Here is a 6,760-nt window from a genome sequence, read left to right as displayed (position 1 = left end):
AGGCGAAGCCTTAGTTCAACCAGAAACCCCAGCCTACACCGGCGAGATTAGCGCAAAAGGCACGCAAGAAGAGGGGTACCAAGGTGAATCCTTGGTTCAGCCAGAGTTGCCAGCCTACACTGGAGAGATTACAGCCAAAGGTACTCAAGAAGAGGGCCACCAAGGTGAATCCTTAGTTCAGCCAGAATTGCCAGCTTACACCGGCGAGATTATAGCCAAAGGTACCCAAGAAGAAGGTCACGAAGGCGAATCCCTAGTTCAGCCAGAATTACCAGAGTATACAGTAGCTGAAGCAACTGTCACAGAAACTGAAACTGTAGAAGTCCCATATACAAGAGAGTATGTAAATGACGATACTCGCTACACTGACGAAGAAACAGTGATTCAAAATGGTCAAGCAGGAAGTCAGCTGATTCATCGTGTCTATAAGACAGTCAATGGCCAAAAAGTTGGGGACCCAATCAGCACGAGTACAGAAACTGTTAAGGCTCCAGTAAACGAAAAAATTAGTCGTGGTACAAAGGCTATTGAAGGTCAAGTAGAAGAAGTTTCATTTGAAGAAATTCCTTTCGAGACAAGAACTGAAGTAGACAGCACTCTTCCGAAGGGGACAGAAGTTGTTGCTCAAGCTGGTCAAAACGGTAAGAAAAAGATTACCAAAGTCTATAAGACTCATAAGGGCGTGAAAACTGCAGATGCTCCAACGATTTCAGAGGAAGTTGTTGAAGCAGTTCAAGATCGTATCATCAAAAAAGGTGATCAAATCCTTACTGAGCCAACGTTGACCCTCACTCATATAGATAAAGAAGAATTAGAGCGTAGTGCTAAGGTTCGTTACCAATTGGTAAAACCAACAGGTGTAACCATTAAATCTCTTGAAGTTGTCTTGAAAGACGGAGACACTAGCCTTCAAACAGTCAACATGTCTGAGGGAGACCTGACTGCAAATCTTACAGACTTGAAGTATTACAAGGACTACAAGATTGCGACCAAGATGGTTTACGATCGTGGAAATGGGAACGAAGAAGTTGTTCTCACGGAAGAACCGCTGCGACTTGATCTCAAAAAAGTCGAAGTCAAAAACATTAAGGAAACAAGCCTTATCAGTGTTGATGACCAAGGTGTAGAAACTGATAATAGTCTCTTGTCAGCTAAACCATCAGATGTTAAACCTTATTACTTGAAAGTGATAACTCATGATAACAAGGTGACAAAACTTGCTGTTGATAAGATTGAAGAAGTCACAGTTGATGGTAAAGCATTGTTCAAAGTCACTGCTAAAGCACCAGACCTAGTTCAACGTAACGCAGATAATCAGTTTGAAGAGGAGTATGTCCATTACTTTGCTAAACCAAAAGCCCATGAAGGTGATGTTTATTACGATTTCAATGACCTTGTAAAAGCAATGCAGGCCAATCCTACTGGTACCTTTAAGCTTGGTAGCAGTATGAATGCAAGTAACGTACAACCAGCTGGCAAGTCTTATGTAACCAATGCCTTCAAGGGAACATTGGAAAGTACAGAAGGTAATAAATTTGCCATCCATAACATTACGAGACCATTGTTTGGTAACATTGAAGGTGGTACTGTCAAGAATCTCTTGCTTGAAAATGTCAACATTGACATGCCTGGATTTGATCGAGTAGCACCAATCGCAAATGTTATCAAAAATAATGCGACTGTCGAAAATGTTAAAGTAACAGGTAATGTTATCGGGGGCAACGATGTAGCTGGTATTATCAATAAAATTGATGGTAGTGGTAAGGTAAGTAATGTTGCCTTTATCGGTAAGATTCACGCTGCTGGAAATAAAGGTTGGTACTTAGCAGGTGTTCTAGGTGAAAACTGGAAAGGTATCGTAGAAAAAGCCTACGTTGATGCTGAAATTACTGGTAACAAGGCAAAAGCTGCAGGATTAGTTTATTCTTCTCAAAATGGTGGAGATAACAATACACTAGGAAGAGAAGGTGTTCTCAGAAATTCAGTTGCTAAAGGTTCTATCGAGCTGAAGGAAGCTGTTCAATCTGGTGGATTACTTGGTACTAACTGGGCCTTGGGTGCTATTGAAGACAACATCACCATGATGAAAGTCAAAACAGGTGAGATGGTCTTTGGTCACTCTGATATTGACGCCGATGATTACTTCACGTATTCAAGAACAAAACGTAACTTTAGTGTTGAGGGGGTAAGTGAGGGTAATAAATCTTATAAGAATTCTCGCAAGATTCCTAGCATCTCACAAGAAGAAGCTGACAAGAAGATTGAAGCGATGGGAATCACTGCTGATAAATTTGAAAGCACCAAACCTGTTGAAGACAAACTCAATAACATTCTCAACAAAGCTGATCAATACAAAACAATCGATGGCTACGATGCCTCTCGTGAACTTGCCTATCGTAATATCGAAAAATTACAACCATTCTACAATAAAGAGTGGATCGTAGACCAAGGAAACAAATTGGCTGCTGGTAGTCATCTGATGACCAAGGAAGTCCTATCAGTTACTGCTATGAAGGGCAATGCTTTTGTAACAGAATTGGCTGATGCTGACCACATTTTGGTGCACTATGCTGATAAGACCAAAGACATCTTTACTGTTTCGCTGAAAGAATCTAAGGTCAAACAAGTGAAAGAGTACAGCATTGCTGAACTTGGAGAAGTTGTTTACACGCCTAATATCGTTGACAAAGACCGTAGCGATCTTATCAATGCTATCGTTGAAAAATTAAGTCCAGTTGAGCTACAGTCAGATCCTATCTACACACACCTAGGTAGAACAGGACCAAATAAAGTCAATGCTATAAAAGATCTTTACCTGGAAGAAAGCTTCAAAGAAGTTAAGGATAATCTGGCTAAATTTGTGAAACAGTTGCTTGAAAATGAAGATCATCAATTAAACACAGATGAAGCTGCTAAACGTGCCTTGATCAAGAAGATTGATGACAACAAGGCTGCTGTTCTTCTTGGTTTGTCTTACCTCAATCGTTACTACGGAGTTAAGTTTGATAACTTCAATATCAAGCAACTCATGTTGTTCAAACCAGACTTCTATGGTAAAAATGTCAATGTGTTAGACTTCTTGATCAAGATTGGTTCCAAAGAAAATAACATTAAAGGTGATAGAACTTTAGAAGCTTATCGCGAAACTATCGGTGGAGTTATCGGTATAGGCGAGTTAAACAGTTTCTTAGACTATAATATGCGTCTATTCACAGAAGACAAAGATCTAAATGATTGGTTCATTAAAGCAACCAAAGATAATGTCTATATCGTGGAACCAAAAACAACAACTCCTGAGTTTGCTGATAAGAAACACAGAGCCTATGAAGGATTAAACAACGATATGCACGGTAAGATGATCTTGCCACTCTTGAACTTGAAAGATGCTCATATGTTCTTGATTTCCACTTACAATACAATGGCTTATAGTTCATTTGAGAAATATGGTAAGTATACTGAAGCAGAACGTAATGCTTTCAAAGCTGAAATTGATAAGGTTGCAAAAGGGCAACAGAATTATCTAGACTTCTGGTCACGTCTAGCAACTGACAAAGTTCGTAATCAACTCTTGAAGAGCAATAACATGGTTCCAACACCTGTTTTAGATAACCAAAACTATAAAGATATTAGTACTGATAAATACGGTCATACTAATAGCGGTAAAGATGTTGCTCCTATTCGTGAATTATACGGACCTACAGGACGTTACCATGCAACAGACTGGCGTATGGGAGCGGTAGCTCGTGTTTATGCCAATCCATATAAAGATGACTCTGTCTTCTTTATGGTGACGGACATGATTAGTGATTTTGGAGTTTCTGCCTTTACTCACGAAACGACTCACGTCAATGACCGAATGGTTTATCTAGGTGGCTCAAGACACCGTGAAGGAACAGATCTTGAAGCATTTGCACAAGGAATGTTGCAAACTCCATCCGTATCAAATCCAAACGGTGAATATAAAGCCCTAGGTCTCAATATGGCTTATGAACGTCCAAATGATGGAAATCAATGGTATAACACCAATCCAAATGATCTGAAATCACGTGACGAAATTGATCGTTACATGAAGGGCTACAATGACACCCTCATGCTTCTGGATTACCTGGAAGGAGAGGCTGTTCTCGATAAGGCAAATCAAGATTTGAACAATGCTTGGTTCAAGAAGGTTGATAAGCAATACCGAGGAAATAACACCAAGAACCAATTCGATAAGGTTAGACCTTTAAGTGATGAGGAAAAAGCTATTCCTTTACGCACAGTAGATGACTTAGTAACCAATAACTTTATGACTAACCGTGGTCCAGGTAACAGAGTTTATAATCCTACTGACTTTGATTCTGCTTATGTGAACGTTCCAATGATGTCTGGTATCTATGGTGGTAACACAAGTGAAGGTGCTCCTGGAGCGATGTCATTTAAACACAATACCTTCAGAATCTGGGGTTACTATGGCTACGAAAAAGGATTCTTAAACTATGCATCTAATATGCTAAAAGCTGAGTCTAAAAAAGCTGGTAAAGAGACTCTAGGTGATGACTTCATCATTAACAAGATTTCTGAAGGAAAATTCAACAATCTTGAAGATTGGAAGAAAGCTTACTTCAAAGAAGTTGTGACAAGTGCTAAAAATGGAATTCAATCTATTGAAATTGATGGTAAAACATACAATAGCTATGAAGACTTGAAACGCGCATTTGCTGAAGCTGTTGATAAAGATAAGGCTACTCTAAGTAAGGGTTCTGTTAAATTTGACAATACTGTTGCTTTGAAAGAGAAAGTCTTCAAGAAACTTCTTCAACAAACAGATAGCTTTAAAACTTCTATTTTTAAATAATCCAAAGCTCTCATCTGCTAAGCAGGTGAGAGTTTTTTGGTTCCCAAGGGTTTTAAGAATTTTCCGAGCAGATTTCAAGTATTTTTAGAAAGGTAGGTATATAATAGAGCTATAATATCGATATCTATATTCATATATCTAATAAGAAAGGTGATGAAAATGAAAACATGGCAAGCAACTGTATTGGTCTGCGCTAGTCTGGTTTGTCTATCGGCTTGTAAAAATCAGACGACGAGTGAGGCTGATAAACAAAATGGAGACAAACAAGCGCAAGTCAGCTCTCAAATTGCAAAAAAAGGGGAAGAAGTTCCAGACTTTGAACTCACGGGAGTTGATGGTAAAACTTATCGCCTATCAGATTACAAAGGCAAAAAGGTCTATCTCAAATTTTGGGCTTCATGGTGTTCTATTTGTCTAGCCAGCCTCCCTGATACCGATGAACTTGCAAAAGAAGCAAGTGATGACTATGTCATCTTGACAGTCGATTCTCCTGGTCAAAAAGGAGAGCAAGCAGAAGAAGCCTTCCAAAAATGGTATCAGGGCTTGGACTATAAAAATCTCCCTGTCCTTTTAGACCCTTCTGGAAAACTCTTAGCGAGTTACGGAGTCCGTTCTTATCCGACTCAGGCCTTTATTGATAAAGAAGGCAAACTAGTCAAGACCCAGCCAGGTTTTATGGACAAGGAAACTATTTTACAGACGCTAAAAAGCATAGATTAGAGGCTCATCATGAATGATAAATTAAAAATAATTGTATTCATAGGAATCATCATTTGCATTATTATTGGATTTTTATTTCTTTTGGAAAAAAGGAGCGCTAGCTACACAGATACTACTCAAATCGAGAAGGCAGCAGTTAGTCAGGGACAAAAGGCCAAGAAAAAAACTGAGCCAAGTAAAGATGCTGACTTACATGAAATCTATCTAGCGGGAGGTTGTTTCTGGGGAGTCGAAGAATATTTTTCACGAGTAGCGGGTGTGACAGATGCAGTCTCTGGCTATGCAAATGGGAGAGGAGAAACAACTCAGTATGAATTAATCGGCCAGACTGGACATGCTGAGACTGTTCATGTGACCTATGATGCCAATCAGATCTCTTTAAAAGAAATCCTACTCCATTATTTCCGCATTATCAATCCAACCAGTAAGAATAAGCAGGGAAATGATGTGGGAACTCAGTACAGAACTGGAGTCTACTATAAGGACGAGCATGACCTAGAAGTCATCGATCAAGTTTTTGATCAAGTTGCTAAGAAATACGACCAGCCTCTAGCGGTTGAAAAGGAATCCTTAAGAAATTTTATCGTGGCTGAGGATTACCACCAAGACTATCTCCAGAAAAATCCTAATGGCTATTGCCATATCAATGTCAATCAAGCATCCTATCCTGTTATTGATGCAAGTCAATATCCAAAACCGAGTGACGATGAATTGAAAAAACTTCTGTCTCCTGAGGAGTATGCAGTGACTCAAAATGGTCAAACAGAACGTGCCTTTTCAAATCGTTACTGGGATAAATTTGAAGCAGGTATTTATGTGGATATTGCGACTGGCGAACCTCTCTTTTCTTCGAAAGATAAATTTGAATCGGGCTGTGGTTGGCCTAGTTTTACCCAGCCTATCAGTCCAGATGTTGCTACCTATAAGGAAGACAAGTCTTATAATATGGTCAGAACAGAAGTCAGAAGTAGAACTGGTGATTCCCATCTGGGACATGTTTTTACAGATGGACCTAAGGACAAGGGAGGCCTACGCTATTGTATCAATAGCCTATCCATCCGTTTTATTCCTAAGAATCAAATGGAAGAAAAGGGTTATGGTTATTTGTTGGATTATGTTGAGTGAACGTGATATTCTTAAAAAGAGTTTACTAAAAATGTTTTAGATTCATATTTGATTTTTTTAGAAGTGTTGACTTTAATA

General features: G+C 39.1%; 3 protein-coding genes. All 3 read left to right on the top strand.

Features of this window, described 5'->3' with window-relative positions:
- On the top strand, positions 1 to 4,837 hold a 4,837-nt coding region (locus tag ADM33_RS08225), incomplete at its 5' end, for a ZmpA/ZmpB/ZmpC family metallo-endopeptidase (RefSeq protein ID WP_049504423.1).
- A gap of 159 nt (positions 4,838 to 4,996) precedes the next feature.
- Positions 4,997 to 5,557 (top strand): TlpA family protein disulfide reductase, encoded by a 561-nt coding sequence (locus tag ADM33_RS08220; protein WP_049504422.1) that lies wholly within the window; start codon positions 4,997 to 4,999, stop codon positions 5,555 to 5,557.
- Between the two features lie 9 nt (positions 5,558 to 5,566).
- A complete protein-coding gene (msrB, locus tag ADM33_RS08215) occupies positions 5,567 to 6,682 on the top strand; it encodes a peptide-methionine (R)-S-oxide reductase MsrB (RefSeq protein ID WP_049504420.1) in 1,116 nt (371 codons plus the stop codon).
- The last annotated feature ends 78 nt before the right edge of the window (positions 6,683 to 6,760 follow it).

The organism is Streptococcus oralis, assembly GCF_001075875.1.
Lineage (GTDB): Bacteria > Bacillota > Bacilli > Lactobacillales > Streptococcaceae > Streptococcus > Streptococcus oralis_I.
Note: the sequence above shows the minus strand (reverse complement) of the source record. Positions and strands in the feature narration are given on the sequence as shown.

What these genes read in the sequence shown, in the direction of transcription:
- ADM33_RS08220 (WP_049504422.1), top strand. Translation starts at nt 4,997, where the DNA reads ATGAAAACATGGCAAGCAACTGTATTGGTCTGCGCTAGTCTGGTTTGT.
- msrB (WP_049504420.1), top strand. Translation starts at nt 5,567, where the DNA reads ATGAATGATAAATTAAAAATAATTGTATTCATAGGAATCATCATTTGC.